Raw genomic sequence first — 504 nt, 5'->3', positions numbered from 1 at the left:
GAAAAATCTAAACGTATTGAATTATTAGATTGGAATCAAGAAGAATTAGACTGTGGTAAGATAATCAAAATAAAAGGGTTCCCTGCTAATAAAAAAGTGAAACTATTCCGGGTTACTGTTTCTACCAACAGAACGGATTATATCGCCACTAACGATTTATCTCAAAGTTCCACGGATGTTGTACAAGAGGTGTGTAAAATTCGTTGGAAAATCGAGGAGTTTCACAGGGAGATTAAACAACTAACTGGCATTGAATCTTGTCAGTGTCGTCAAGCTAGGCTCCAAAGAAATCATATTGCTTGTGCAATGTTGGTTTGGGTTAGGTTAAAGAATTTAGCCTATACCACTGGTCAAACTATTTATCAAATCAAGCATAACTTGCTTTCTAATTACTTAATTCAGCAACTGAAACGCCCAAGTATTCTTATGTGCTTGGTTTGATTTGAATTGTTGCGGGGTAAGGCACAGCCCTACCCGCTCTTTGTGCCAGTTGCGTAAGTCCTG

The 504-nt window shown here is 37.9% G+C and carries 1 protein-coding gene; it reads left to right on the top strand.

Going from position 1 to position 504, the window contains the following annotated elements; translation table 11 throughout:
- Positions 1-441: transposase (locus V7K67_RS30370; protein ID WP_335169702.1), on the top strand; the 441-nt coding region annotated here is incomplete at its 5' end.
- Between the last annotated feature and the right edge of the window lie 63 nt (positions 442-504).

This window comes from Nostoc sp. (genome assembly GCF_036917155.1).
GTDB lineage: Bacteria > Cyanobacteriota > Cyanobacteriia > Cyanobacteriales > Nostocaceae > Nostoc.
This window is presented reverse-complemented; position numbering and strand designations above follow the sequence as displayed.